At 60.4% G+C, this 25,334-nt stretch carries 20 protein-coding genes; 7 read left to right on the plus strand and 13 right to left on the minus strand.

Translation table 11 applies throughout. The features are described 5' to 3' along the window. Positions 1–19: 19 nt before the first annotated feature. Positions 20–967, plus strand: coding sequence for a D-2-hydroxyacid dehydrogenase (locus dmul_RS16965; protein WP_020875306.1), 948 nt, complete (start codon positions 20–22; stop codon positions 965–967). Positions 968–1,072: 105 nt separating this feature from the next. Here the strand turns inward: dmul_RS16965 and surE are convergent, their stop codons facing one another. Further along, positions 1,073–1,798 carry a 5'/3'-nucleotidase SurE gene (gene surE / locus dmul_RS16970; protein ID WP_020875307.1) on the minus strand — a complete coding sequence of 242 codons (726 nt, stop codon included), beginning with the start codon at positions 1,796–1,798 and terminating at the stop codon, positions 1,073–1,075. 634 nt (positions 1,799–2,432) lie between these two features. Between surE and dmul_RS16975 the strand changes: the two genes are divergently transcribed. From dmul_RS16975 to dmul_RS16985, 3 genes are all read left to right on the plus strand, one after another. Continuing rightward, positions 2,433–3,263: an ABC transporter substrate-binding protein gene (locus dmul_RS16975; RefSeq protein ID WP_020875308.1), complete on the plus strand. Its 831-nt coding sequence runs from the start codon at positions 2,433–2,435 to the stop codon at positions 3,261–3,263. Positions 3,264–3,371: 108 nt separating this feature from the next. Next, on the plus strand, positions 3,372–4,061 hold the full coding sequence (locus tag dmul_RS16980) for an ABC transporter permease (protein WP_040414058.1): 690 nt from the start codon (positions 3,372–3,374) through the stop codon (positions 4,059–4,061). A 3-nt stretch (positions 4,062–4,064) separates the two neighbouring features. Beyond that, on the plus strand, positions 4,065–5,081 hold the full coding sequence (locus dmul_RS16985) for an energy-coupling factor ABC transporter ATP-binding protein (RefSeq protein WP_020875310.1): 1,017 nt from the start codon (positions 4,065–4,067) through the stop codon (positions 5,079–5,081). Between the two features lie 218 nt (positions 5,082–5,299). Here dmul_RS16985 and dmul_RS16990 read toward each other — a convergent pair whose 3' ends face one another. The 12 genes from dmul_RS16990 to dmul_RS17040 all read right to left on the minus strand — a co-directional run bounded on the left by dmul_RS16990 (position 5,300) and on the right by dmul_RS17040 (position 21,097). Further along, positions 5,300–5,845 (minus strand): hypothetical protein, encoded by a 546-nt coding sequence (locus tag dmul_RS16990; protein ID WP_020875311.1) that lies wholly within the window; start codon positions 5,843–5,845, stop codon positions 5,300–5,302. A 143-nt stretch (positions 5,846–5,988) separates the two neighbouring features. After that, positions 5,989–7,356, minus strand: a complete 1,368-nt coding sequence (locus dmul_RS16995) for a diguanylate cyclase domain-containing protein (protein WP_020875312.1) — start codon at positions 7,354–7,356, stop codon at positions 5,989–5,991. A 277-nt stretch (positions 7,357–7,633) separates the two neighbouring features. Then, positions 7,634–10,126, minus strand: coding sequence for a DNA internalization-related competence protein ComEC/Rec2 (locus tag dmul_RS17000; RefSeq protein ID WP_020875313.1), 2,493 nt, complete (start codon positions 10,124–10,126; stop codon positions 7,634–7,636). A gap of 15 nt (positions 10,127–10,141) precedes the next feature. Continuing rightward, positions 10,142–11,389, minus strand: a complete 1,248-nt coding sequence (gene murA, locus dmul_RS17005; RefSeq protein WP_020875314.1) for a UDP-N-acetylglucosamine 1-carboxyvinyltransferase — start codon at positions 11,387–11,389, stop codon at positions 10,142–10,144. 130 nt (positions 11,390–11,519) lie between these two features. Continuing rightward, entirely contained in the window at positions 11,520–11,696 is a 177-nt protein-coding gene (locus dmul_RS20525) for a hypothetical protein (protein WP_020875315.1), read from the minus strand. Positions 11,697–11,713: 17 nt separating this feature from the next. Beyond that, complete coding sequence (gene qrcD / locus dmul_RS17010; protein ID WP_020875316.1) at positions 11,714–12,946, minus strand: menaquinone reductase integral membrane subunit QrcD; 1,233 nt, start codon at positions 12,944–12,946, stop codon at positions 11,714–11,716. Positions 12,947–13,014: 68 nt separating this feature from the next. Continuing rightward, entirely contained in the window at positions 13,015–13,833 is an 819-nt protein-coding gene (gene qrcC, locus dmul_RS17015; RefSeq protein WP_020875317.1) for a menaquinone reductase iron-sulfur cluster-binding subunit QrcC, read from the minus strand. A gap of 96 nt (positions 13,834–13,929) precedes the next feature. After that, positions 13,930–16,191, minus strand: a complete 2,262-nt coding sequence (gene qrcB / locus dmul_RS17020; RefSeq protein ID WP_020875318.1) for a menaquinone reductase molybdopterin-binding-like subunit QrcB — start codon at positions 16,189–16,191, stop codon at positions 13,930–13,932. A 23-nt stretch (positions 16,192–16,214) separates the two neighbouring features. After that, positions 16,215–16,862, minus strand: a complete 648-nt coding sequence (gene qrcA / locus dmul_RS17025; protein WP_020875319.1) for a menaquinone reductase multiheme cytochrome c subunit QrcA — start codon at positions 16,860–16,862, stop codon at positions 16,215–16,217. 144 nt (positions 16,863–17,006) lie between these two features. After that, on the minus strand, positions 17,007–17,846 hold the full coding sequence (ccsB, locus tag dmul_RS17030; RefSeq protein ID WP_020875320.1) for a c-type cytochrome biogenesis protein CcsB: 840 nt from the start codon (positions 17,844–17,846) through the stop codon (positions 17,007–17,009). Positions 17,847–17,948: 102 nt separating this feature from the next. Beyond that, entirely contained in the window at positions 17,949–19,358 is a 1,410-nt protein-coding gene (gene resB / locus dmul_RS17035; protein WP_020875321.1) for a cytochrome c biogenesis protein ResB, read from the minus strand. Positions 19,359–19,510: 152 nt separating this feature from the next. Beyond that, positions 19,511–21,097: a golvesin C-terminal-like domain-containing protein gene (locus tag dmul_RS17040; protein WP_020875322.1), complete on the minus strand. Its 1,587-nt coding sequence runs from the start codon at positions 21,095–21,097 to the stop codon at positions 19,511–19,513. A 532-nt stretch (positions 21,098–21,629) separates the two neighbouring features. On the opposite strand from dmul_RS17040, the gene dmul_RS17045 reads away from it, so the two are divergent. Genes dmul_RS17045 through dmul_RS17055 form a run of 3 tightly spaced genes read left to right on the plus strand, consistent with a single transcriptional unit; the run spans position 21,630 to position 25,285 of the window. Next, positions 21,630–22,565 carry an ABC transporter ATP-binding protein gene (locus dmul_RS17045; protein ID WP_020875323.1) on the plus strand — a complete coding sequence of 312 codons (936 nt, stop codon included), beginning with the start codon at positions 21,630–21,632 and terminating at the stop codon, positions 22,563–22,565. Positions 22,566–22,606: 41 nt separating this feature from the next. After that, on the plus strand, positions 22,607–23,356 hold the full coding sequence (locus dmul_RS17050; protein WP_020875324.1) for an ABC transporter permease: 750 nt from the start codon (positions 22,607–22,609) through the stop codon (positions 23,354–23,356). Positions 23,357–23,392: 36 nt separating this feature from the next. Further along, the gene (locus tag dmul_RS17055; RefSeq protein ID WP_020875325.1) at positions 23,393–25,285 is read left to right on the plus strand and encodes a GldG family protein; all 1,893 of its coding nucleotides are present in this window, start codon (positions 23,393–23,395) and stop codon (positions 25,283–25,285) included. Positions 25,286–25,334: the final 49 nt, after the last annotated feature.

Raw genomic sequence — 25,334 nt, forward strand, 5'->3', positions numbered from 1 at the left:
CCCCAATGAAAGGCAGAAGATGACAATCTCTTCCGACACCCTTCTCATCCTGTCCCGAAGCGCAGCCCGGTATGACCGGTTGTTGGCGTCCAAATGTCCGGAAACCATGGAACGGTACGTTTTTCAACGCCCGGAGGCGGCCCGGGAGGCGGTCCGCCGGGCGACCATCGTCCTGGGCGACCCCGACCTGGCGGCGGGACTTCTGACAGAGGCCCCCGCGCTTCGATGGTTCCAATCCACCTTCGCCGGCGTGGACGCCCTGCTCCCCCTCCCCTCGAAACGGATCGCTCTGACCCGGGTCGAGGGCGTTTTCGGCCCCGCCATGAGCGAGTATGTCTTCGGCTATGTTCTGTCCCTGGCGCGGGGCCTTTTCAAGGCCCGGGAAAACCAGGTCCGGCAGGTATGGCAAAGGATACCCTACCAGCGCCTGGCCGGCAGACGGATGGGCATCTGCGGTATGGGGGACATCGGCCGTCACCTGGCGAAAACGGCCCGCCATTTCGGGATGACGGTCTGGGGGTATCGGCTGCGGCCGGCAGCCTGTCCCGAGGCGGACCGCCTCTTTCACCCGGACGAATTCCACGCCTTTCTCGCGGGCGCCGACGTGGTGGTCGTCACCCTCCCCCTCACCCCCGCCACCCATGGACTGTTCGATGAAGCCGCCTTTGCGGCCATGAAGCCCACGGCCCTGCTCATCAACGTCGGCCGCGGCCCCGTAGTGTCGGAGAAGGCCCTTGTCCGGGCCGTGCGGGAGGGTCGGATCGGCGGCGCCGTGCTGGACGTCTTCGAAACGGAGCCGCTTCCGGCGGATAGCCCCCTGTGGACCCTGCCGGAGGTCTTCATCACCCCTCATCAGGCCGCCGTCAGCTTCGCCGAGGAGATCGTCGGCATCTTCCTGGAGAACTACCGCCGCTTCAAGGCGGGCCGCCCCCTCAAATACGTCGTCGATCCCGACCGCGGCTACTGAACGTGAACCCACATTATTCAGGAGGGTGTTAAAGTTTTATGGTTTTATGGTTTTATGTGGTTATGTGATTCCAGACATACGCCTTCAGCCTTCAGTCTTCAGTCTTCAGTCTTTCGAGGAACGCTCGTTCAGGGCGCAGGTGCCGATGGGGATGCGGGTGACGGCTGCCGCGCCGTCGTCGAAGCAGACGGCCACGTCCCGTCCCGGAGCACGCGGCCGCTCGTGGATCGTCCCCTGGTAGATCAGTTGCCCCGCTTCCACGCGATAGGTGTAGGCGTGGGGATGGGTATCGAGGTCGCAGAACCGGTAGGGCACCACAGGGTCCCGGGGGAGCGGATGGGGGAGATTGACGTTCCAGAAGGTTCCGGCCTCGAGGCGGCCCGATATCAACATGCGAAGGATGGGCGCCGCATGGGCGGCGGTAACGGTCCAATCCACTGCATGGCCCTTGGCGATGTACTGGGACACGGCGATGGAGCGGCACCCCAGGATGGCGGCCTCCCGGGCCGCGGCCACGGTTCCGGAGTTGTAGACGTCCGAACCCAGATTGGCGCCGGCGTTGATCCCGGAGATCAGCCAACCGGCATCGGGGACCAGGTGCTTCAAGGCCACCCGGGCGCAGTCCGCCGGCGAGGCATCCACCCAGTACCGATTCTCGCCCGTCTGCCGAAACGGTATCGGCGATCGGGCCGTCACCCGGTGGGCCGCCCCGGACTGCTCGATCCGGGGGGCCACCACGACGGGCACGGCGATTTCCGAAATGATCGCCACCAGGGCGGCAAGGCCCGGCGCGTCGATGCCGTCGTCATTGGTCAGCACCACCTTCATCATTGACACCCTCCCGGTATATGCATCAGGTCAAATCTTTTCTCAATGTTTCATGAGACCAGAAAACATCGAAAAAATCAAGGTGCCTTTGCGTGATGGAAAAGGCTGAAGACTGAAGACTGAAGGGGTATACATGCGCCGTTCGTCACAGGAGCACCCTATTGGAGGCTGAAGGCTGAAGACCGAAGGGGCATAAACTCTCCGTTCGCCACAAGGGCACCCCTTCAGCCTTCAGCCTTCAGTCTTCAGTCTTCAGTCTTCGGTCTTCGGTCTTCGGTCTCTCCCACTACAACTGCCGAAAGTTCTTTTCGTTAATTTAAGTTGCATATCGTTGTTTCAAATCCATACATTCCGATTTTATTGAGCTCTTGACAATTTCAGACATCTTTTATAGAGATGCACGGATCAGGAGGATTCGGTTTCCCGACCAGCCGTCGTCCTGAACGGCAACGGTTTCATGAGAGGCCGCTATCCAAGCTGCGGTCCAAGGTACGCGGATTGACGCCGGGGGTCGTCGGAAACCCGGGCATGCGGCGACCGAATCGAACCCCGGCGAAAACAGAGATACGGGCAGGACGGAAACCGGATGTCTTGCATTACCGTCAATCGGCACGTCAATATATGAAAGGGACCCATAATGAAGAAGTCATTTATCGTTTTGATTTGTCTGGCACTCGCCGTTACATTTCTGTCAACGCCTTCTTCGGCCGAAGAAAGCCTTTTAATGATGGCGACCACGACCAGCACCGACAATACGGGACTGCTGGACTACCTCGCCCCGAAATTCAAGGCCGATACCGGCATCGAACTGAAGTGGACGGCCACGGGCACCGGCAAGGCCCTCAAACTGGGAGAAAACTGCGATGTCGACGTCCTTCTCGTCCATGCGCCTGCGGCCGAGAAAAAGTTTGTGGCCGACGGATTCGGGAGCGATCGCAAAGAGATCATGTACAACGATTTCGTCGTCATCGGTCCGGCGGAAGACCCGGCCGGGATAAAGGGCCAATCCATCAAGGAGGCTTTCGGCCGGATTCAGGCGAAGCAGGCCGTCTTTGCCAGCCGGGGCGACAATTCCGGAACGCACAAAAAGGAGCTGGCCCTGTGGAAAGCCGCGGAAATGCAGGTCCCGGAAAAAGAAAAATGGTATGTTCAGACCGGCCAGGGGATGCTTTCCACCATCAATATCGCCGCGGAGCAGAAGGGATATACCATGACGGACCGGGGAACCTACATCAAATACGAAGACACCCTGAAAGGGAATCCGCCCCTCAAGATTCTGGTGGAGGGCGATGCCGTGCTGCTGAACCAGTACAGCGTCATCGCCGTCGACAAAAAGCACTGTCCCCAGGTCAAATACGACACGGCCAAGCGATTTATCGACTGGATCGCAGGTCCGGCGGCCCAGCACCTGATCAAGGAGTTCAAACTCCTGGGGAAGCCGCTGTTTACGCCGAATGCAGAAATGTAGCGAAAGCTCTCGGCAAAATGCCATGACCGCAGCGGCTGCATGTACGGCGGGATCTCCCGACAGGGCTTCCCGCTGCAGCCGGGCGGTTTTTTCAATTCCGAATTGCACATGAATTTTCTATTAGAAGGCTTTTTTCAGGCGTTCCGTCTACTCCTGAACGGAAACGCGGAAACCTATTCCGCGATATGGGCCACGGTGAGGGTCTCGACCTATTCCATGCTGGTCAGCCTCTGGGTGGGCGTGCCCCTCGGCTTCTGTCTCGGTTATTTCGAGTTCCAGTGGAAAAAGTCCGTCCGGACCGTCGTCGACACCCTGATGTCCCTTCCCACGGTCTTCATCGGCCTGCTCGTCTATGCCTTCCTGACCCATCGCGGCCCTATGGGGAATCTATCCCTCCTGTTCACCCTGCCGGGCATCGCCGTGGGTCAGACCATCCTGGCCTTGCCCGTCGTCATCGGTCTCACCGCGACAGCCGTCGAAAGCATGGATCGGAAACTTCGCATCGCCGTCATGTCCATGGGCGCCAACCGACGTCAGCTCTTCTGCAGCAGCTTGTGGGAGGCCCGGCACGGCATCCTGGCCGCCATGATCGCGGCATATGGACGGGTGATGACGGAGGTGGGGATCTCGATGATGGTCGGCGGCAACATCAAGTGGCATACCCGCACCATCACCACCGCCATCGCCCTCGAAACCAACAAAGGCCAGTTCGGCATGGGCGTGGCCCTCGGCCTGGTGCTTCTGACCATCGCCCTGGGTTTTAACGTGTCGCTCTCTTTTCTGCGCCGAAGGACCTGACCGTTGGCAGCTCCCATCTTCGACATCACCGCCCTGCGACACGCATATGCCGGCAAGACGGTTCTGGAAATCCCGCAACTCTCCATTCAGCCGGGTGCCGTGGTCGGCCTCATCGGTCCCAACGGCAGCGGCAAAAGCACCCTGCTGAAGCTTCTGGGACTCATCCAAAAACCGACAGAGGGGGAGATCCGTTTTTGCGGTCGGGTTGTTGAACCCTTTTCACCTGAAGCCCGGTTTTCGATTACCCTTGTCCCCCAGGAGCCGTTTCTGATGCGGCGGAGCGTATTCGACAATGTCGCCTACGGTCTCAGATTGCGGGGTGACGCCAAAAACCTGGCCGAGCGGGTCCACGAGGCGCTTTCCCTCGTGGGGCTCCGCGGGGAGGACTTTGTCCGAAGGCCCTGGTACGCCCTTTCCGGCGGCGAGACGCAGCGGGTGGCCCTGGCCGCACGGCTGGCCCTCAGGCCCAAGGTGCTTCTGCTGGATGAGCCCACGGCCAGCGTCGATTCCGCCAGCGCCCAGCGGATCAAGGAGGCGTCGGTTCAGGCCTGCCGGGAACTGGGCACCACCCTCGTCGCCGCCAGTCACGATTGGCAGTGGCTCCTGGAGATCTGCGACCACATGGTGCACCTGTTCAAAGGCAGAATTTCCGGTTCGGGGCGTGAGACCCTCCTCTTCGGACCCTGGCAATCGCTGGGGAGCGGCAAATGGGGTAAAATCCTGCCGGACGACCGGCAGGTGCCGGTGCCCGAGCCGCCGTCACCCGAAGCCGTGGCCGTCATCGAAGCGATGCCGCTGGATGAAGCGGACCCGGGCCCCGGGGATGCGGACATCGCCCTTGCAGGCATTGTTTCACGACTCAGTCTGGAGAAAAAAACAGGCGAGGTGGTCGCAACCGTTCTTGTCGGGGATCTCCCCTTCACGGTGAGGATAACACCCGGCAGGTACGACACCGGAGCGATATTTCCCGGGAACACCCTTCACATCCAATACCGCATCGACCAGATCCGATGGCTCTGACACGCCGCCCCGGCCCGGGTGAACGACACACGATTTTTCTCGCGCAAAGAAGACTATAGGCTGAAGACTGAAGGCTGAAGGGGTATAAATGCCCCGTTCGTCACGGAGGAACCCCATTGGAGGCGAAGGCTGAAGACCGAAAGGGCATAAATGCTCCGTCTGGCACAAAGGCACCCCTTCAGCCTTCAGTCTTCAGCCTTCAGCCTCTTTTTCCCGGCCTACTTCAGGCTGCGTCTTTTTTCCTCCATCATGAGTTCGAGCAGCTTCAGTTTTTCCATGGCTTCCTGTAATTCCTGGTTTTCTGCAACCATCTTCGTATTCGCCTTTTTCAATCTGTTGTTGTTCCGCGTCAGCTGCTCCACCTGGTGGGCCAGGCGCATCCGATTCCTGTCGGCGTCATCCATAGCCGCCACGAGGCCCTTCAGATACAGCATTTCAGCATCATTCCAGGCCTCCGGATCGAGGGTGAGACATTTTTCAAACATCATCAGGGAACGGCGATAGTTCGGGGCTGGATTTTTGTAGTGCGCATGGAGAACGGCGAGCTGACGGTAGGCGTCGGCATTCTTCGGATTTTGAGGGTCATGGGCTATCGACTTCTCGAGGCGCACCACCGCTTTGGTGATGTCTTCCTTTCCCTGGACATCAAAACAGCTTGAACGACAGACGAACGTCTTCATGCATGCAGTCGTCATCAATGCCATGGAAAGGCATGCGAGCAGCCGAAACAGATTGCGTCCACGAAAATTTCCGGAACAGATCATGAATTTACTTCCTCTTTTCTCGATACAGGGTGTGAAACGGTCGGACAACGGTGTTGTATCGGGGCGTTGGGCCTGAATTCGCCAAGGGGAATCCCCCTTCCCTTCAGTCTTCAGTCTTCAGCCTTCAGCCTTCAGCCTTCAGCCTACTTGACCACCTTGAGGGCCGTATTCTCGGCGCCGCGGTCCTCCGAATGTTTTTCTCTTCGGTCCGTCACAAAAACACTTCCTGGGAGCGACTTGGCATAAGCTTTCAATTCCGAGGCGATCTCACCGATTTCAATGTGCGTGATCCGCTGTTCCTGATGATGCGTTACGACCGCTATCGAAATGGTCATTATGGGAAACGTCATCCGGCGGCCCTGTCGGTTTTTCGAGACGATGCATCCGCGTTCCCTATCGGATTCGTTGTAGAAATTGACGATGGTTTCATCGAACCGCTTTATGATCGCTCTGCAGATCGTCTCGTAACGATTCGTATGGGTAATGACGGCAAAATCGTCCCCGCCGATATGACCGACGAAGTCGTCCGTTGATCCCTGCTCGGCGACCGCGGATTTAATGATTTCGGCCGTCGCCCGTATGACGTCGTTTCCCTTGGCATAACCATATCGGTCGTTGTAGGATTTGAAATTATCCAGATCCAGCATGCAGAAGGCCGTATGATGACTCGATTCAAGGCGTTGGGCCAGGATGTTTTCAATGGCCAGTCCGCCGGGCATCCGTGTCAGCGGACTTGAATCGAGGGATATTCTTTCGAGCAGTGATAAGCGTGACGCCATCACGCGCAAAGATGCGGCAAGATCCGCCAGTTCATCCTTCGTATTGACCTGCAGACGACAATCATAATTGCCTTGGGAGATGATCTCGGTGGCGCGCTTCAGCTCGGCAATGGCTCTGGATATGCTTCGGGTAATACCGGATACCGAAGCCAACCCGATAATGATCATCAACGTGGACAGCAGCGCCGTAAATCGAAAAGATCGGATGCCGATGCTGTTGGCTTTCTCCATCTTCAGGTATTGGCTCCGCTTGCCGACCCGGTGCATATACTGGAGAAGCGCCGTCATCCGGTCAAATGTATCGCTGACCGCTTTGTCGAATTCCCCCGCGTCCAATCCGGCGGGCGTATTGGCAAGATCGTCGGATGTCGTAAACAGCGCGTTGAAATCGCGATGTAAAGACAACAGCTTATCGATGTTGATCTCTTCCTGGTGGGGAAGCGCCCGCACCTTGTCGACAAGTTCGTTGAACTCCCGGTCGCGCTGCCGAAAAAGATCGAGCATTTCCGGGTTGTCCAGAATCCGGTAGCGGCGACCGTAGGATTCCTGGGCCAGGACGGCTTCCCCCATTTTTTCGACCGCCTGTATGAGAACCGTATCCTCGTTGAGGATGCTCCTGTTGATGGTATTCAATTCATCGAGGCTTCGATAGGAAAAAATCGTGATGACGAAAATGAGCAGGATGATCGGCAGATATCCGAGGATCATCTTATGTTCGATGCGAAGTCTCATGCATACCCCCCGGGGGATTTCAGAACATCGTTTTTTGGATTTTCCCGAACCAGGCGTTGGACTGGAGGCGATGGGGGGCCCCCACGCGAAACGGAGCGCTGATGCGCCTTCAGACGCTTTCCGGTCGGCACGCGATCGTCAAACCTTGAAATCTTAATTGCTTATAATTAAACTTATAGATCTGAGCCTCTCCTTATATCAGAGAATGGGCGGCAGATACAGGAAAAAATCAGATCGCATATCCAAGCACCGGAACAGCGTCGGCACGAATGCATCGTCAGGGAACGGCGGGGCCCACAAAAAGCCTGCGGCCGTCGGTCGTAAGCGTCAGGGCGCCCGCCGTGTCGGTGCGCAGGATCCTGGCGCCCATGTCGCGGTACCGGGTCAGAACCTCGGGGTGGGGGCACCCGAATCGGTTGCCCCGGCCTGCGGAAATCAGGACATATTGCGGCCGGACCCAGGCCAGGAAATCCGGGGAGCTCGAGGTCCGGGACCCGTGGTGGGGCGCCACCAGGACCCGATGTTGAAGCCGGCTCCCCCATGCCGCCGTCACAACCTTCTCCGCCCGCCGCTCGATGTCTCCGGGGAAAAGGATGCCGATGTCGCCCAGGCGGATGCCGATCACCATGGACCGGTTGTTGGATTTCCGACGCCAGTCCCGGCGACTCATGCGGCTCGGGTCCGTCCTTGCGACATCGTGGGGCGGATAAAAAATCTCGAGAGCGACGCCGTTGATGTCGGTTTTGCGCGCCAGGCTCTCGAAGGCAGGCGTCGGAACACATTTTTGACGGGCTGCCGCCATAAGCGCCCTGACATTGTCGGCCTCGGCGTAACCTTCCATGCCGGTGGTCCAGAGGGATTTCACCCGAAACTGTTCGACGATGGGGATCAGGCCATTGAGGTGGTCGCTGTCCGGGTGGCTCAACACCACTGCGTCCAGGGTCAGGATCCGGCGGCGCCGAAGCAGGGGCGCCACCACCCGCGACCCGACGTCGAAGACGCGCGGGTCGTAGTAGCCGCCGCCGTCGATGAGCATGCGATATCCCCTGGGAAATTCCACCAGGGCGGCGCTCCCCTGCCCCACATCAATAACGGTGACCCGAAGGTCGTCCCGGAAAAAGCGGTCGTGGGTCCAGTAGAGCCCGTCCGCGAGGACGGCAACGGCAACCGCCCCCCATAACCAGCGCATCCGGCGTCGCCGCCCTGCGGTCTTCCCGCCCTGTCTGGCCGACACTTCCGCCAGCAGGAGACCGCCGACGACATAGTATAGTCCGACCTCGAAAGCGGTCGGCACGATGGTGACAAAGGCGCCGAAGGGCAGCTCCGAAAAGAGGGGCAGCATCATCAGGGCCAGGTCGAGAAGCCGGCCGCACATGTCGAACCCGATCCCGGCGAGATCGGGCGCCACCGGAAAAACGAACACCGCCAGGAGGCCCAGGGGCAGCACCAGGCCCCCCACCCAGGGAATGAAGAAAAGATTGGCGATGATGCCGATGAAGGAGATCCGGTTGAAATGGATCATGCAAAGGGGAAGGGTGCCGAGAGTCGCCAGGAGGGAGACCGCCGTGAGACCCCCGGCTTTTTCCCCCAGGGATCTGAGCCGTCCCCTATCGGCCGGGGGGCGGCGGGCGAACGCGGACATGCCCGCGACAATGGCGATGACCGCCGCGAAGGAGAGCTGAAACGAGATGGCGAAAAGCGCCGGCGGAAAGGCGGCGAGTATGACGAGTACGGCCAGGGCGATGCCGTTGCCGACGTCCGATTCCCGCCCGAACCAGAGGGAGAGGCAGACCGCCGCGGCCATGCAGACCGCACGCTGGGTGGCGGGGGACCATTGGGCCAGGTGGGCGTAGACGAAGACGGGAAAAAGTGCGGCCAGGGCCGCGGCCTTGCGAAGCCATCCTCGCCAAAGCAGCGGCGGGACAAAGGCCAGAAGCCATCGAAACCCGGCATAGGCAAAGGCCGTGACGATACCGACATGGAGCCCTGAAATGGCCAGCAGATGACCGATTCCCGCCCGGTTGAAGCGGTTGCGAAGGTCCGGATCGATCTGCCCCTTTTCACCGATCAGGAGGGCCGCCATGACGGCGCCGGCGTCGGCGGACCGGCTTTGGCGGATCCGTGCATGGATCCGCTCCCGAAGCCCCGCAGGCGGACGGGATGCCGCCGCCCGGTCAACGGACGGAAGGCTGCCGGTCAGGACCCTGAGGCTTCCCTTTCGGATGTAGGCGGTGCAGTGAATTTCCCGGAAGGCCATGAACCGTGCATAATCGAACCCGCCGGGGTTTTTCAGGCTCCGGATCCGTCGAACCCGGCCTGAAAATCGGATCTCGTCCCCCTGCCGGAGAGGCGGGATTCCCTCCCGGGCGGCAGTGACGCGAAGGTTTCCCGTGACCGGTCCGACATCCGGTCCCAGGCTGACGGAGGCCATGACAAAGGAGACGCGGCGCTCATCGGTTTCGGGCGGCGTCAGGATCCGGCCGTGAATGCGCGGATAATACCGCTCCGCATAATGCACGAGATGGTCCGCCGTGAACCGGGGGGCGGACCAGGGTTGGATCGAGAGATAGCCCAGCAGAAAAAAGAGAATGAGGGGCGAAAACAGGGCGGGAGACCGGCGGAGGACATCCCGGACGAGCCGGAACAGGCAGACCCCCGCGGCGATCCATGCCGGCAGGGCCGGACCGGGCAGAAAATCCCCCAGAAAGATGCCGGCCGCCAGGGCGGCGGCAAGGAGCCGGGCCGGCCTGGCCAGGGGGTTCCCGCTCACCCGGACGGCAGGGGCTTACACCCGCCAAACAGCCGCCCCGAGGGCGGCCATCTTCTTTTCGATGGCATCGTAGCCGCGGTCCAGATGGTAGACCCGGTTGATCTCCGTCTTGCCGCGGGCCACCAGACCGGCAAGGATCAGGGAAGCGCTGGCCCGGAGGTCGGTTGCCATCACCGGTGCTCCCGACAGGCGCGGCACGCCCTTGACCATGGCCGCGTTGCCCGACACCGTGATGTCCGCCCCCAGCCGCCGCAGTTCGCTGACATGGATGTAGCGGTTCTCGAAGATGGTTTCCGTGATGAGACTGAGCCCTCTGGCCACCGACATGAGCACCATGAACTGGGCCTGCATGTCCGTCGGAAACCCGGGATAGGGCAAGGTCTTGATGTCGACGCTGGCAATCTCGTCGCCACCCCGGACCCGGACGGTGTCCTTTTCCACCGTCACCTCGGCGCCGGTGAGCCGGAGTTTGTCGATGACGGCCTGGAGGTGATCCGGCTCGCACCGGCGGAGGGTCACGTCCCCCCGGGTCAGGGCCGCCGCCGCCATGAAGGTCCCGGCCTCGATGCGATCGGGGATGATGGTGACCTCGGCGGGATGCAGTTGGGGGACGCCGTGGATGGTGATGACCGACGAACCGGCGCCTCGAACGTCCGCCCCCATCCGGTTGAGGACGTCGGCCAGGGCGATGATTTCCGGCTCCCGGGCCACGTTCCGAAGCACCGTCGTGCCTTCGGCCAGCACCGCCGCCATCATCAGGTTCTCGGTTCCCGTCACCGTGGGCATGTCGAAATAGATGTCGTCCCCCACCAGCCGGTCGGCCGATGCTTCGACATAACCGTGCTCGAGGGTGATGACGGCCCCCAGCCGGGCCAGCCCCTTCAGGTGAAGGTTGATGGGCCGGGCACCGATGGCGCATCCCCCGGGAAGGGAGACCCTCGCCTTTTTGACCCGCGCCAGCAACGGACCGAGGACCAGGATGGAGGCCCGCATTTTCCGCACCAGGTCATAGGGGGCCTCGGACTTGCACAGCCCGTCGGCCCGGATGTAGACCGTATCCCCGTCGGTCTCCACGTCGGCACAAAGATAGGCAAGCAACGCCTTGATGCTCTCCACGTCCTTCAGCCCGGGAACGTTGTGATAGGTGTTCCGCCCCTCGGTGAGCAGGGAGGCGGTCAGAATCGGCAAGGCGGCGTTTTTGGCGCCGCTGATCACCACCTCTCCTTTGAGGGGATGCCCTCCCTCCACGATAATCTTGTCCATGGTCCGTCTTCTCTTTTCCTGTGATCCTGATCAACCAAAAAAAAGCGCTCCTCCGCGGAAGTCTCGGGAGAGAGCGCTTTTTAATGCTGCTGCCGTTATATCGATGTCGGGATTCCGGCCGACGCAGGCCTCAGTGGTGACCCTCGTCGTCCCCGTGCCCCGCGCCCTTGCCCTGGGCCGTATCGATGGCGGCCTTGAGGATGCAGTAGGTCAATCCCAGTCCGATGATCGTCAGTGCGTACCAGAGACCGCCCATGAAGACGAGATGGCCTCCGTCCCAAATCCACTCAAAAAATCCTGGAAACATATCTTCCTCCTAAGGGGTCAGGAATTCAGTTCTTTTTCCTGGGGAAAGACCGGCAGGTATCGATACGAGAGCGCCACCAGAATGACGCCGTAGGCCACCGGCAGGATCGTCGTCGCCACCTCTTGCCAGCTCGGGTAGTACATGGCCCATGTATCGAAAGGCATTACCGGCATCGCCATCACCTGAAGCACCATCACCCATCGGTTGACGCTGACGCCGATGACGCCGCAGATCACCGCCGTCACCAGGAGGAAGGAACTCTTGCGACCCTTTCTGGTAACGAGGATCAGGGCGGGAACGATGCCGCCGATCACGATCTCGAGCACCAGAATCCAGATGCCGTAGACCGGGTTGTTGCTGTAGAAGTCCATCAGGGTGAAGCCGGCTTCCGGGGCGGTCACCCAGGCCCAGTAGAGGGTATCGGCGATCTTGGCGATGATGTAGGTCAGAATCATCCACCCCGAGATCTTGGCCAGGAGGTCCACGCACTTGTCACCCACAAGCCGCTTGCCCGTCACCTTCTCGATGAGCCTGGTGAGCATCAGGGTGAAGCACGGCCCGTAGGCGGCCGCCGACCACGTAAAGAGGAAGAAGGTCCACGGCCAGATGAAAGCGCCTTCGCGGAAACCGAAGGGGCGGCCGAAGAGCACGCCGGATACGCCGCCCAGGGAGCCCTGGTGAAAGAAGGAGAGGAAGGCGCCGGTGGCGGCGAAGACCGCCATGACCTCGTGCATGTTGTGGGCCAGGTTGTGGAAGAAGGGCACCTTGTTCAGCTGCCGGTTTTCAAGGACGAGGGGCAGGTACTCGATGCTGAGGACGGCAAAGTAGCAGCTCAGGCAGAAGGCCACCTCCGTCAGCATGGAATGCACGTTGGCGTGCCAGAAAATGAACCATCCCCTCAGGGGCTGGCCGATGTCGATGGCAAGGATCAGCAGGGCCGAACTATAGCAGATGAAGCCGATGAGCACGGCGTAGTTGATGATGTTCTTCAGTTCATCCTTGCCGACGATGTATCTCAAAAAGCCGGTGAAGAAAGCGCCGCCGCCCAGGGCGATGACCGCCAGATCCGCCCAGATCCATAGGGCGAACCCGTAATAATCGTTCATGTTGGTCTGGTTTAACCCCTTCAGCCAGCACAGCAGCATGGCATAAACGCCCCATAGAAGGACAGCGCCCACTATGCCGATAAACAAGGCAAACTTCCCCAAAGAACAGCGCTTGACACCCTGGGGGATCAATGCAGAATCCATAAGCTGTACTCCTCATCATGTGCAGTTTCTGTTGTCATTGCTTACCTCGAACAGCCCGAAACCGTCCGTCAGTGTTTGGCGCCGATCGTCCCTTCGCCCTTGAGGTAATTGTCTCCGGCCCGCCTTACCCACTCGCGATCCGACAGGTAATAGACCTTGGGATTGGTCCCCAGTCTCTCCAACAGACGAAACGCATTGGGTGCCTGGGGTCGACCGCTGTGAGCGTTGTCCGGCTTCACCAGCTGGTGCACCTTGTGCTCGGGGTTGTTCAGGTCGCCGAAGGTGATGGCGCCGACAGGACAGGCCTGGGTGCAGGAGGTCTGGTATTCCGCCTCTTCGAGATCCCGACGGCCTTCCAGGTGTGCCTTGTCCATGGCACGCTGGTACCGATGGAAACAGAAGCTGCACTTTTCCACGATGCCCCGCATCCGGACCGACACGTCCGGGCTGAGCATCTCTTCCATACCCGCGGGCCAAACCGGATCCCACCAGTTGAAATAACGGGCATGGTAGGGGCAGGCCGCCATGCAGTACCGACACCCGAAGCATCGGGTATAGATCTGGCTGACGATGCCGGTCTCGTTGCTGTAGTCGGTGGCCGTCGCCGGACAGACCGATACGCAGGGGGAATGGCCGTTGTGACCCTCGCAGTGCATGCACGGCCTGGGCAGATAGCAGATATCGTGATCCGGAAAGGGCTTGCCGTTGGTCAGCCGGTAGACCTTCATCCAGGTAATGCTGTCCCGCTTGTTCGTCTCGTCCTTCTTGAACGGCACATTGTTCTCCGCCATGCACGCCACCATGCAGGACCCGCACCCGGTGCACTTGTCCAGGTCTATGACCATTCCGTACTTCTTGGGTTGACTCTGTCCTCGTGATTTATTCATCAGAACCTCATCATCAAATTTCAGTTGCCAGGTATCGGCGCCCGCTCCCGCAAGGCCGGATGCCGCGGTCCTGGAGCGGATCGCCGATCACTGATCTCAGGCTATGGTCAAGTTGGCCCTGATCCCCCATGCCGCATTCAGGCCGGTGACAGGGTCCTCCACGGGACCGATGAGTTCGTTCACGTTGATCCCTTTTCCCCCGACATATTCGTCGAATTCCGCATGACCGAGCCCCCTGGGCATGGCCACGACGTCGGGGATGATGCCGTCGGACAGGTGGACGCGAACCTTTACCGTCCCCTTGGGGGTGGAGAGATGGGCGAAAACCCCTTCCTCGAGTCCGCACTTCCCGCCGGTCTTGGTGTTGACCTCGACAAAGATGTCGGTTCCCTTGAGAACGGTGTCGTCGACGGTTTTGATCGCAAAGGGCGAGGAGACCGCCGGACCCGCCGCCAGACGCATGGAATCATAGGGAATCAAGGTCAGCGGATATTCTTCCGGTTTTCCCTCGATGGCGACGGCGGGCACTGCCTTGCCGTCGTTGGCACAGGCGTCGGACATGAACGCGAACTTCCCGGAGGGCGTCCGGAATGCATCCTGCCAGGCCGGAGGCCGGTAGGCGGTGTTGCGGATAAAGCCGTTGTCCAGCAACGGTTGCCAGTTCTTTCCAAGGGTCTGCTCCAGGCATGCCTGGTAGCTCTCCCAGGGAAAGGCGTCGGCGACGGCGCCGCCGAGGGATTTAGCCAGCATGAGCAGAACGTCGCCGGTGTGGCGGGTGTCGCGGCGAGGCGAGACCACCGGACGACAGAGACCGATCATGGGCGTGTTCATCCCGGCCGGAGCCGGAACGTCTTCATACCGTTCCAGGTGACCGTGGTTCGGCAGGATCAGATCGGCCATCATCGCGGTGTCGTCCATGTTGGAAGCGAAACTGACAATGAGGGGAATTCTGGAAAAGGCCGCCTTGACCGCCTGGGTGTCGGGCAGGGTATAACACGGATTGGCGCCGGAAACGAAAAGCACCTCCACGGGAATGTCCTGGGCGGTGTTGACGACCTCGGCCAGACGGGTCGGGAGATATTTCGCCAGGGGATAACGATCGGTGCCCGCACCGTCGGTCCGCAGGGCGGCGAGGCCCTTTTCGGCAGCGGCGTCCAGTTTGGGTTCAGGCCAATTGACGTAATCCGGCAGGGGAACGGCCCATACGCCGCCCTTCCGATGAATGCCGCCCACCAGGGCGTTGAGCGCATGGACCGCCATGAACTCATGGAGGGGGCTCGGGGTGTCGCCCCGGCCCCGGCCGCAGATGGCCAGCGGGCTCTTGGCCTTGGCGAAGGCCCGGGCCGTCTCGACGACGACGTCGGGATCCACGCGGGTGAGGCGCGCCACCGCATTGGGAGCGTAATGTTTCAGGACCATCGTCTTGAAGCCGTCGTGCTTTTTGCCGTCCTTGCCGACCCAGTCCTCGAAGCCGAAGCTGTATTTTTCGACGAAATCCTTCTTGTAAAGGTTTTCCTTGATGATGACGTGGGCGATGCCCAAGGCCAGGATGCCTTCGGTGCCGACCTCGATGGGGATCCAGCGGTCGGCGCAGGCCGCGGAGTTGGAGAGACGCGGCTCCACCTGAACGACCACGGCCTTATTGTCATTCCAGGCGGTCCGGGCCTGGAACATGCGGACGGAGGATCCCCAGCCGTCCAGAATGCCGCTGCCGAAGCTGAGAAGGTAATCGGCGTTTTCGAGGTCGAAACCGATGGCGGCGTCGACCCCCTGCATCAATTTGAGGACGATCTCGTAGGTGTCCTCGAAGCCGGGGGCGCGCATGAAATTGGGGGAACCGTAGACTTTCAGGAAGCGTTTGAAGAGTTCGGGCACCGTGCCGCGGTCGCTGCCCGTGATGCAGGCGAGGGTCTGGGGACGGCCCTTTTCCCGCAACTCATCGAGTTTTGAGGCGATCTCGGAGACGGCGTCGTCCCAGGAGATCCGCCGCCATTTGCCCTCGCCCCGCTCGCCCACGCGCTTCAGGGGGGAGGCGACCGCCGTGGGGCCGTAAAGCGCCTGGAGCCCCGAAAGACAGTGAACGCAAGCCTTTCCGTCACTGCCGGGATATCCCTTCATGCCCTCTATCTTCACCGCCCGATCGTCGACCTTCCGGACGGAAATCCCGCATCCCCCCGGACAGAGGGTACTGACGGAATTGACATAATTCACATCACCGTCCTGCGGTACCGGCGTCCAAGGCCACATCTGCGTCCAGATCGAAAGATCGTCCGTCAGTTTCCAGGGCAAAGGTGAGAGCGCCGTCCCCGCCGCCGCGCCGATCCCCAGAGACAAGAAACTTCTTCTGTCTATTTTCATAACGTTACCCCTTAAACCCGATTTTATTTATGACACACGAAGCAGGCGCCCTTACCGGTCTGAACGCTGTTCTGCTCTACCCCGAGTTTGACGTGGCACTCGGAGCAGTCATCCATTTTCATCCGGTCCCAAGTGTTCGTCTTGAATCCCGCGATATTCTCGCCCCAGATGTCCCGGCTGTATCCGGTGATCCGGTTCTCCTCGTACACTTTCAGGGTGGTGGAATTGCCGATATCGCCGTGGCAGGTTTTACAGTCCATACCCGCGGACTTGACATGAGCCGCATGGGAGAAGAAGACACAGTCGGGCTGCCTGGAGTAGACCTGCCAGGGGACCTCCCGACCCGGGACGACATACGCGTTGACGAAGACGGCTTCGTCTTCGGTTTCTCCCTGGACGCTTTCGTGGCAGTCGATGCACTGCGCGAGTTTCGGAACGCCGGCATAGCTGCCGTCTTCCCTGAAAAAGTGGCAGGACTCGCAGCCCTCGCCCACCAGTTCGTTGTGCAGCTTGTGGTTGAAATCAAAAGGCTGGCGTTTCTGGGAGTAAAGAAGTTTCGGGAAAATGACCCACCCCACAATCAGGCTTGCGACCAATCCGACGATAAAAAAAAGGAGCGCGAACCCGCCTCCGTCGGAAACCGCTTTTGCTTTTTCCTCTAATGCACTCATGAACACTCCATCACGCTGTGGTTAACGATTTAACTACATCCCCGACATCGGGCCCCCGACAAAAAACAGCACCGGATCAAAGGCACAAATGGAATGAATCCCAGAGCCTCTCTACCCACTGAGGGCGCTTTTGTCAAGGAGAAATCATTGCGAACCGTAGCTGTGCAGGCCCGGCAGAAGGTTTACGCCGAAGTAGGTGAACAGCACGGCCATGAATCCGAGAATCGAGATATAGGCGATTTTCCGCCCCCGCCATCCCCGCATGAGCCGGGCATGAAGCAGGGTGGCATAGACAAACCAGGTGATGAGCGACCAGGTCTCCTTGGGATCCCACCCCCAATACCGCCCCCAGGCCGAATTGGCCCAGACGGCGCCGGTAATGATGCCGACGGAGAGGAAGAGAAACCCGAACTGCACCATCTTGTGGGTCAGGTCGTCCAGGACGTCCGGATCGGGAAACCGGTCGAGGATGAGGCTCGACGCCCCGCCGGAACGCGCCTTGATCACGAACATCAGACTGATGCCGAAGGCCACGGCGAATCCCGCATATCCCAGAAAACAGGTGATGACGTGGGCAATGAGCCAGTTGCTCTTGAGGGCCGGGATAAGCGGCTGGATCCGGTCGCTGATGTTGGGGGAAAGGGAGGCGTAAGCCATGGCCAGAAAGGCGATGGGCATGACGAACGCGCCGATGACGCGATTCCCGTATCGATATTCCACGAACAGATACAGAGCCGCGATGGCCCAGGCGAAGAAGACCAGGGACTCGTAGAGATTCGACAGGGGGGCGTGCCCGTAGCCGAGTTGATAGCTTTCCACCCATCGCAGCAGAACGCCGCCGATGTTGCCGGCAATTCCGACAGCCGCCGTCCATGCGGCGATTTTCCCGGGGGTCGTCTTTCTGAAAATGAGGGCCACGACATACAGAAGCGCCGAAAGGCCGTACACAAACGTCACGACGGACAATAGGGTTGAACTGTTCATAACGCTATCCTTGCCGCCCCGAGGGGCGCAGTTGAGGTTTCATTTTTCCGCCGGCGGCAGCGCGGCTTCGAATGGTCCCGACAACAGGGGTATCCGCAGCGGCTATCGGCCGGCTTCAAGCTTCTCGAGACGCCCGGAGATCTTCCGGACGCTCTCCGCCACGGCGCCGGGGTTCTTGTTGGCGGTGCCGGAGACGGTCACCGCGGCCCCGGCTCCCCGACGGGTCACATCGATGCAGATGCGCTGATGGGACATGAAGAAGGTCACGATACACCCCAGGATCATCAGGATAAAACCGGCATAAACCAGCGGCACCCCGGGGTCCCGGGTGACCTGAAGGCCGGTGTAGTATCGCTCGCCCACGGGCTCGGTCACCGAAAAGACGAAACGGCCGTCCTTTCGCATCTTGTCGAAACGGGAAAACCGCACCGGCAGATGGATCTCGACAGGCTCCCCCCCGGGGGGCTCGAGTTCGCCCACGAGGGTCTCGCCCAGATCCCGTTGTCCCATGAAGAGGTAGGACGGCAGGAACGCCTTGGCCGTGAAGACGCCGCCCCCCTCGGGGAGGGTGAGGGGCTTGTCGAGAAAGACCTTTTCCGTATAGACCATCCCCGAAGCCTTGCTGGTGATGGAGACGTCGATCCCCTTTTCGGCGACCGCACCGAGATCGGCGGGCATCTTGCCGTAGCTCGACTGGAAGATGTTGATGCCGCGGTACCGGAGCGGATCATTGACGATGATCTCCTTTTCGAGAACCGGCTTACCCTCTTCCAGGATGGCCAGGCGTGAACGGTATTCCCTGGGGGCCCCCGTTTCATAGAAGGAGACCTGGAAGTCATCGCACCGGATGGCGAAATCGAGGGGCTGCTCCCTGTCGCCGCTCCGAAGGTGAACCGCCTGGACGCTTTCGCCCTCGGGGATGGTGACGAAACCGTCGAAGCCGAAAATGGAACCGACCAGGCCGCCGATCAGCAGAAAGACGACGCTGAGGTGCACGATGTAGACCCCAAGCCGGGTCCAGCGCCCTTTTTCGGCGAAGATGCGAAACCCGCCGTCCGCGGCTTCGGTCCGGCTATAGGTGAAGGCCCGGGCGGCAACCTCGGCATAGCGCTCCCTGAGACGCTCCGGAGGGGGGGTCACGGTAAACGCGGCCTTGTGCCGGGGGTTCCGGAACATGGCGGAACGGAAGACGGGGGTCTTGACGAAAACCGTCTTCCAGAGGGTGGAAAGGCGATCGATGGAGCAGGCGACGATATTGGCGGTGAGCAGCACCAGGAGCAGCTGAAACCACCAGGAATGGTACATGTCGAAGATATCGAGCACGTAGAAGAGCCGGTAAAGGAACTCCCCGTAGGCGCGAACGTAGTCCTGGGGGGCGGCGTTCTGGGGGACCAGCGTGCCGATGATGGAGGTGGCCGCAAGACTCAAAAGCAGGGCCACCGTGAGGCGGATGGATATCAGAAACCCCCAGACGGGGTTGGATGCGCGAGAGGCATCGCCTTCACGTTTCATGTTGGACGTCCTTTCTGTGCAGTGAAGTTAAACGCGTATCCATAACAAAAGCGCGGGATGGAATCAAGAAAGGACTTTCAAACGGGACATGGCCCGGCGCATGGGTAAACCTCGGTTTTGAGACGGATGCCGGAAGCGGCATCGGGAGCAAATCAGAAAGCGGATGCATCGCCTTTTGCAGGGGCGGGATTTATCGACGTCCGGTTCGATGCATCGGCAGGCGGGGTGTCGACACATGACCCGATGCCTTCCGTTGCCGGCAAACCGTCGATGCCGACGGTTTCGGAGACAGCATTGCCGGTCGTGAATGCTTCGGGCGGAAACCGGTTGCATGCCGGCAGGAGCCGCACAAGGGCCTTCATCCATACGTCGGCCATTTTAGCGTAGCCGATATTCGTGGGATGCAGATCATCCCACATATCCACGGCATAATCGAGAGCGCCTTCCTGGTCCACAAGGACGATTTTGTCTCCGGCGATGATTCTCGACGCCGCCATGCGCTGGACGTTGTTGTTGAAGACGGTGGTGTCCGGGTGGTAGGTTTTACGGTTGATGATGCGCGCAGCCACCACGATCAGGTCCGTGTCGTTGTCGAACTCGTATCGATCGATCTCATCGAATATCCGCTCCACGTCGCCTTCATTCGCCGTCAGGGAATTTGTTCCGATATGCAGGAGCACGATCTCCGCCGGGTGCGCCGTGAGCCAATCGTAGATGCCGGCGGCCGCCTCCTCGTCCTTGATGCCGGGAAGCCCCTGGTGCTGAACGTCAAAAGGCGGGGAGACATGACCCCCGGTGTTTTTCTCTCCCACAAAGTCGACATCATAACCGGCACGCCGCAATGACCGATACAGGGGGGCTCTGTACCCGGTGCTCAGGTTCGCGTCCCTGATCTCGCCGACGCCGTAGGTGATGGAATCGCCGAGGGGCATGATCGGCACCGGTCGTGAACAGTCGCGGACGACGAGCAGCGCCGTCGCCGGGTTCGACCACCCGCCCTTATCGTTCCGGATCCGGAAAAAAATGGTGTGCACGCCTGAAGAGAGAGAATCGATATCGAAAGCGGATTGACGGGAGATGATCCCGTCCAGGTCGGAACGCCACTCATAGGCTGTCGGCACGTTCCCGGTGTCGATGCTCGACCCCTGAAATCGTATGCACTGATTCGGCTCGGCCGCCGGGGGATCGATGCGTTCGATTTTCGCAACGGGCGCCGTGTCGGTAAACCCCGCAAACCGGAATCTGACCGCATCGGCGCAGGTGCTGTAATTTTGGGCTTCCCCGGGAGCGGCGATCAGGGTGACGTCATATCGCTCTCCTCCGGCGAAAGGATAGACGCCGATCCGGTTCCATCGGCCGCCGTTGACCTGCTGGTCGATGCTGACACGCTCCCGGCCCATCAAATATTCAATGCTGAGGGGAACGGCGGAGCTTCTGGAGGCGTGAGAGCTCCACCACATCGAAAGCTCATAGACGCCCGTAATCAAAGGCGTAAAGGTCCATGTGTAAGTGCTGCCGTTGCAGCTCCACCGGGATGGGGTGCCCGTCTCGTCAGGGTCGTAGGCGTCGGTTGCCGTCGATTTGGGCCACGAACCGGTGAAAGCGGTCTCCGGGGCGTCGTTATCGATGATGATCTCCGTCACACCGGCGATAGAGCCTAAAAACAGCACCAGCAGAAGGCATGGAAAGCCAACCGGAATCCTGGAACGCTTCAGGGGCATGCGGCGATTGTTTTTCATCGATCAGAACCGAACGGGCAGAGAAAACAGGATGCTCTCTTCAGTCTCCAAGGGATCAAGGCTATAAGCCTGAAGAGAGCTCCTGCGACGAACATAGCAATTATCCCCCTTCAGTCTTCAGCCTTCAGCCTTCAGCCTATACACCCGCTATCCGGTCACCCTGATGAAAGCTGAAACTGAATTACAGGTGAAAATCTTCCATTTTTTACAGTTGATGGGCCTTCCATGTCAATAAAAATGGCGGCATCACCCCCCGACAGGGCCGGACGCGGGACACTCCGGTCGTGATCTTTGAATCAAAGGACGAAAAAGTCGCTTGTTGACGATTTTGCCGCAACATATGCCGATTTCCATCGTGACCGACAACAATATCATGTGGTTAACATCATGAATTCTGCCATGTTACGAAACCATCTAAATCTTGACAACCGTGCCAACATAGGCATTATTAGGCTGTCTTATCGCCCGTCGACCAATGACCGGGCGGCGGTACGCCATGTTCAACCCCACCAAACAGGGAGCTGTGTCACGAATGATCGAGGTGAAACATCTGAGCAAGTTTTTCGGACCCCATAAGGCGGTGGACCGCATCGCCTTCACGGTTCAAAAGGGAGAAATCCTGGGGTTTCTCGGCCCCAACGGCGCCGGGAAATCGACCACCATGCGGATGATCACCGGCTTCGTTCCCCCGTCCGGCGGCACCGCCGTGATCGGGGGGCACGACATCCTCCGGGAGCCCGTAGCGGCCCGAAAAAAAATCGGTTATCTCCCGGAGAACGCCCCGGTGTATCCCGACATGACCGTGTACGCCTATCTCGACTTCTGCGCCCAGATCCGCGGATTTTCGGGAAGCGACAGGAAACGGCGCGTCACGGAGACCATCGAGAAGTGCTTCCTTTCAGGCGTCGAACACCAGACCGTCAGCACGCTGTCCAAAGGGTTCAAACAGCGGGTCTGTTTCGCCCAGAGCATTCTCCACGACCCCGAATACCTGATCCTGGACGAACCCACCGACGGGCTGGATCCGAACCAGAAGCACGAGGTCAGGCTCATGATCCGCAAGATGAGCGCCGAGAAGGCCATCATCCTCTCCACCCACATTCTGGACGAGGTGGAGGCCGTCTGCAGCCGGGCCGTCATCATCACCAAAGGCGCCATCGTGGCGGACGACACCCCCGAGAACCTGAAGGCCCGCTCCACGATTCACGGCGCCATCTCCGTCACCCTCGCCGACGCCGATGCCGACGCCTTCATCGCCTGCGCCCGGAGCGTTCCCGGCATCCGGGAGGTCGCGGTGATCGAGCGCACCGATGGGGCGCTCAAGGCCCGGATATACCCGGAGTCGGCGGACCCTCTGGCGGCGGAGCATCTCATGACGGCCCTTTCGGCGAAGCGTTTCGAGGTCAAGTCCCTCTTCGTCGAACAAGGGCGGCTGGACGAGGTCTTCCGCGCCGTCACGACCTCCTGAGCGACACCCCGGAACCCCAAAACCGCTTATCAGGTGCAACAATGAAATCAGAAGCGATACTCACCCATGTTTCGGCGATCTTCAAACGCGAGATCAAGGCCTATTTCGGATCTCCGGTCGCCTATGTCTTCATAGCCGTCTTTCTGCTGTTGATGGGTTTTTTCACCTTCCACATCAGCCATTTCTTCGAAATGGGTCAGGCGGACCTGAGGGCCTTTTTCGAATGGCACCCCTGGCTCTACCTGTTTCTGGTCCCGGCGGCGGCCATGCGCCTCTGGGCCGAAGAGCTGCGCATGGGTACCATCGAGCTGGTCCTCACCTTTCCCATCACCACCGGCGAGGTCATCATCGGAAAATTTCTGGCGGCGTGGGCCTTCATCGGCATCGCCCTCGCCCTCACCTTTCCCATGGTGCTCACGGTGACGTACCTCGGCGACCCTGACCCGGGCCCCATCATCACCGGCTACATCGGCAGTTTTCTCATGGCCGGCGCCTTTCTCGGCGTAGGCAGCATGACCTCGGCCGTCACGCGAAGCCAGGTGATCAGCTTCATCCTCGCCGTCCTCATCTGTCTCTTTTTCATCCTGGCCGGCTTCCCCCCCGTCACCGCGATGATGGCCGACTGGGCCCCGAGGTGGCTTACCGCCGTCGTATCCGGCCTGGGCTTTCTATCCCATTTCGTGTCGATGCAGCGGGGCGTCCTCGATCTGCGGGACATTCTCTACTTCGGCTCCGTCATCTGTTTCACGCTGTTCGCCAACGGCATCATTCTTCAATACAAAAGGGCTTAGCACCGACACCGCATCGACTACAGGAGGCCACGCATCATGACAACGCATCACCCGCCGGCCGGACAAGCCGGCAAATCCTTTTTATCCATAGGAGGACTGCTCCTGGTGCTGATCATCCTGGTGCTCGTCAACGTCATCGCATCCAGGGTGAACGCACGATGGGACGTCACCGAAGGCAAGCTCTATTCCCTGTCGGACGGCACCCGGGAGATTCTCTCGAACCTCTCCTACGACACTGCCATCAAGGTCTTCTACACCCGGGACGAGACCCACACCCCGGTGCACATCAAGACCTACGCCAGGCGGCTGATGGATTTTCTCTCCGAATACGAACGCCACGGAGAGGGCAAACTCACCATCGAGCACTACGACCCCGAACCCGACTCCGAGGCGGAGGATCAGGCCGCGGCCTACGGCATCTCGGGCATCGACCTGCCCACGGGGGAGCGGCTCTATTTCGGTCTGGCGGCCGTGGCCGCGGATCAGGAGGCCGTCATCCCCATGATCGATCCGACCCGGGAGGAGCAGCTGGAGTACGACATCACCCGGATCATCGCCAGGGTGCAGTCCGCCGAAAAGCCGACCATCGGGATCATCAGCGCCCTGCCCGTCTTCGGCATGCCCATGATGGGCATGCCGCAGGAGGGCGGTCCCGAGCCGTGGATGTTCGTCACCGAACTCCGAAAGAACCACGAAGTGCGGGAGATCAGTCCCGGGGCCGACAGCATCGATGAGAGCGTCGACCTGCTCATGCTCATCCACCCCAAGGGTCTCTCCCCGGCCCTTCAGTACGCCGTTGATCAGTATCTCTTAAGGGGGGGGAATCTCATGGTGTTCGCCGACCCGTTCTCGGTGAGCGAGCCGCCCCGGTCCCCGTCCAAGGCCTCCGACGGCCTGGCCGCCCTGTTCAAGGCCTGGGGGGTCGAGATGGACCTCGGCAAGGCGGTCGTCGACTTCGATTTCGCCACCCGCCTCAGGGGCCAGGACAACCAGGTGGAAACCAACCCCTTCTGGCTCTCGATGGACGCCGACGCCCTCAACCGGGACAACATCATCACGGCCCAGCTGGAAAGCTTGCTGCTGCCGGCGGCCGGTGCCGTTCTCAAGGCCCCGGACAGCCCCTACACATTCGAGACCCTGGTCCGATCCAGCCCCAATGCCGCCATGTCCGACACCATGATGCTCCAGCTCGGCGCCGAGGATCTGCGGCGGGACTTCAAGGCCGCCGGGACCCCCTTCGACCTGGCGGTTCAGATCACCGGCACCTTCAAGAGCGCCTTCCCCGAAGGCCCGCCCCGGGACCCGGAAAGCGGGACCGATAAACCGGGGAGCGACGAGCCCCGGAACACCGGAAACGGGCACCTCGAAGAGGGACAAGGTCCTGCCGTCGTCGTCCTCGTGGGAGACGCGGACCTCCTTTTCGACAACTACTACGTCAGCCACCAGAACTTTCTGGGGTTCAAGATCTCGCGAATGTTCAACGACAACCTCAATTTCGTTCTGAACAGCGGCGAAATGCTCATCGGAAGTCAGGCCCTCATCGGCATCCGCTCCCGGGGTACGTTCGAGCGCCCCTTCACCCGGGTCGAGGCCCTGGAGAAGGCGGCCCAGGCCCGCTGGCTGGTGCGGGAACAGGAGCTGATGCGCCGGATCGACGACACCAACCGGAAGCTGGAGCAGCTGGAGCAGCAGAAGGAGGCCGCCCAGCAGCTCATCCTGAGCGAGGCCCAGGAAGCCGAAATCCGCGCGTTTCAGGAGGAGCGTCGGCGCATCAACAAGGAACTCAAAACGGTCCGCCGCAACCTGAGGGCCGACATCGAACGCCTGGGCAACACCGTCAAATTCATCAACACCTTCCTGATGGTCTTCGTGGTCGCCGCAGCGGGCATGATCTACGGCTTGCGGCAGCGGCTGAAAAGCCGAAGGTGAACCTCGGCGGGAAACATCGGACAACCCCCTTTCGGTAGGGGATGGAGGG

Origin of the sequence: Desulfococcus multivorans (assembly GCF_001854245.1) — a bacterium.
Lineage (GTDB): Bacteria > Desulfobacterota > Desulfobacteria > Desulfobacterales > Desulfococcaceae > Desulfococcus > Desulfococcus multivorans.